The organism is Komagataeibacter europaeus LMG 18890 (genome assembly GCF_000285295.1).
Classification (GTDB): Bacteria; Pseudomonadota; Alphaproteobacteria; order Acetobacterales; family Acetobacteraceae; genus Komagataeibacter; species Komagataeibacter europaeus.
Genome location: NZ_CADP01000178.1, coordinates 1,291 through 3,676 on the forward strand (window position 1 = coordinate 1,291; position 2,386 = coordinate 3,676).

The following is a 2,386-nucleotide window of genomic DNA, read 5'->3' on the forward strand; positions in this document are numbered from 1 at the left end:
GCCACATCAACAGGCCTTACAGAAGACCGCACACGATCACACGTCAATATGGGTCAGAAAACTCTTGCATAACGGACAGCAACCACAGAAGAAATCCGGGCTCATCGAAGGTTAGAAGTAAGATATGGCCGGTTCAGGGATGAATGTCTCAACGAAACGTTGCTCACGTCCCTGATGCATGCCCGCCAGATTCTGGCTGACTGGCGGGCAGACTACAATACGGTGCGCCCCCACATCCCCAACTGGATGGCAAACACCGGACCCGGTCGCCAGACAAGGGTCTCGAGGGCATGGCAGAACGGCATGATAATCTGGATAATGAAGCCAGACGGAACTCACCAGATGTATGAATGATCTACGTAGCAGTCCCGTAGATTTTGAGGATGAATCTCCTGTAGCTTCCCGGTATGGGTTCTGAGCGGGGGCGTAAGAAAAAATGGTATATGCCCCGTTCCTGTATCACAGTCTGGACCTTCTCTGCCGTGACCATTTTGCCGACATTGTCATACCATGGTGCAGATCAGGCTGACTGCCAGTCCGTTCCGGGCCGAAATCGCGCCAGGCGAACCCGTCGGCTTCGTCGTCTGGCGCGTGTCAGGACCCTGAAATGGCAAAGAACACTCATGTATTGCTCGGGGGCTGTGCTGATCGGGATTATTTCCGTGATCTTTGCCCATCTGGGGGATGCGGCGGCCGATCTGCGTTACCACATCGTCGCCCTGAATGCCTGGTCCATGCTTCTGATTGCACCGCTTGGACTGGTCGCCATTACCTGGTTGACGCGCGTGCTGTTCAATGGTGCCCAAGGCTCGGGTATCCCCCAGACAATTGCAACATTGCATATGCATAATTTCATGCTGGTGGACCGAATTCTGACATTGCGCATTGCGCTCGGCAAGATCCTGATGACATGCCTCGGTCTGATCTGCGGCGCCTCAATCGGTCGCGAAGGACCCAGCGTCCAGATCGGGGCGTCCATCATGCATGCGTTCTCGCTGGCCATGGGTCAGCATAATGACGTCACCCGACACGGTATGATCCTGGCGGGCGGAGCCGCCGGCATGGCTGCGGCCTTCAACACGCCCCTGGCCGGAGTTGTATTCGCCATTGAGGAACTCGCCCATTCCTTTGAACAAAAATCGTCAGGACGGACACTGACCGTCATCATCTTTTCCGGGATCACCGCGATTGCCCTGCTGGGGAATTATACCTATTTCGGTCGCACCAGTGCCTCCATCCCGGTTGGTGTCGCATGGTTGGCCGTTCTGGTGTGTGGTGTAAGCGGTGGGCTGGCAGGTGGCCTTTTTGCCCGCCTTGTCATCAGGCTGTCAAAAGGATTGCCGGGATCACTTCGTCCGTTTGCAGCACGTTTCCCTCTCGGGTTTGCTGCTCTATGCGGTCTGCTTCTGGCCCTGATCGGACTGGCATCCGATGGTGCAACCTATGGTACGGGCTATCTCCAGGCGCGGGGGATCGTGGATGGCAGCCTCCATTATCCAGCGTCCTTCTTTCTCCTGAAGTACCTTTCCATGCTCATTACCTTCTGTTCGGGGATACCCGGGGGCATGTTTGCACCATCTCTTGCCATTGGCGCCGGAATGGGCGGATGGATCGAGCAGTTCCTGCCCCATACATCTCCAGGCGCGGTCGTTCTGCTTGGGATGGCGGCATATTTCTGTGGCGTTGCCCAGTCCCCCCTCACGGCGACGATCATCGTAATGGAAGTATGCGATAACCAGCAGGTCACGCTGGCGCTTCTCGCGACTGCGTTTCTGGCGTTCGGGGTCTCGCGCACGGTCTGCCCGCATCCGCTTTATTCCGCCCTCGCCGCGGGGTTCATGGAGAAGACGGAACGGAAGGCAGGTCAGGAAAAAACACTTTCAAGGCAGGAAACTGATCCCTCCTGAACCGGGACCCGGGTTGCAGATGCAGTATTCCGAGCCAGAGAACCGTCAGTCAACGAAAGAAGACACGATGCTGCAGCAGGTGCCGAACCGGAAACCACCACCGGAACAGACCGGGAGTTCCTGCAGTCTGGTTTTCCTGGCATCAGCGTCAATCCTGATCGGGCTTGCGACCGGTGCAATCTGTGGGGTCTTCCGCCTGTTTCTTAAAGGGCTGGAAACCGCGCGAACGGATCTGGCTCTCCGGTTTCTGCATGGTTCTCCGTGGGAGGGTTGCTTTCTGGTCGTGGGGGTTGCCCTGGCGGCCCTTGTCGCAGTGGAAATGGTGCGCCGTTTTGCGCCGCTGGCATCAGGCAGCGGTATTCCCCATGTCGAGGCCGTGCTGTCGGGCGTCGCGGTCCCAGCGCCATGGGTGCTCATCCCGGTCAAGTTCATTGGTGGTCTGCTGGCGATTGGAAGTGGACTGGCCCTGGGACGCGAAG

General features: G+C 57.6%; 2 protein-coding genes and 1 pseudogene. All 3 read left to right on the plus strand.

The features are described from left to right. Positions 1-126 precede the first annotated feature (126 nt). Positions 127-234: pseudogene (locus tag GEU01_RS27125) on the plus strand (integrase core domain-containing protein); the annotation flags it as partial. 389 nt (positions 235-623) lie between these two features. Beyond that, positions 624-1,907: a chloride channel protein gene (locus tag GEU01_RS19985; protein ID WP_019087017.1), complete on the plus strand. Its 1,284-nt coding sequence runs from the start codon at positions 624-626 to the stop codon at positions 1,905-1,907. Between the two features lie 67 nt (positions 1,908-1,974). Further along, positions 1,975-2,386 (plus strand): chloride channel protein (locus tag GEU01_RS19990; protein ID WP_198284509.1); only part of this gene is annotated, 412 nt, incomplete at its 3' end.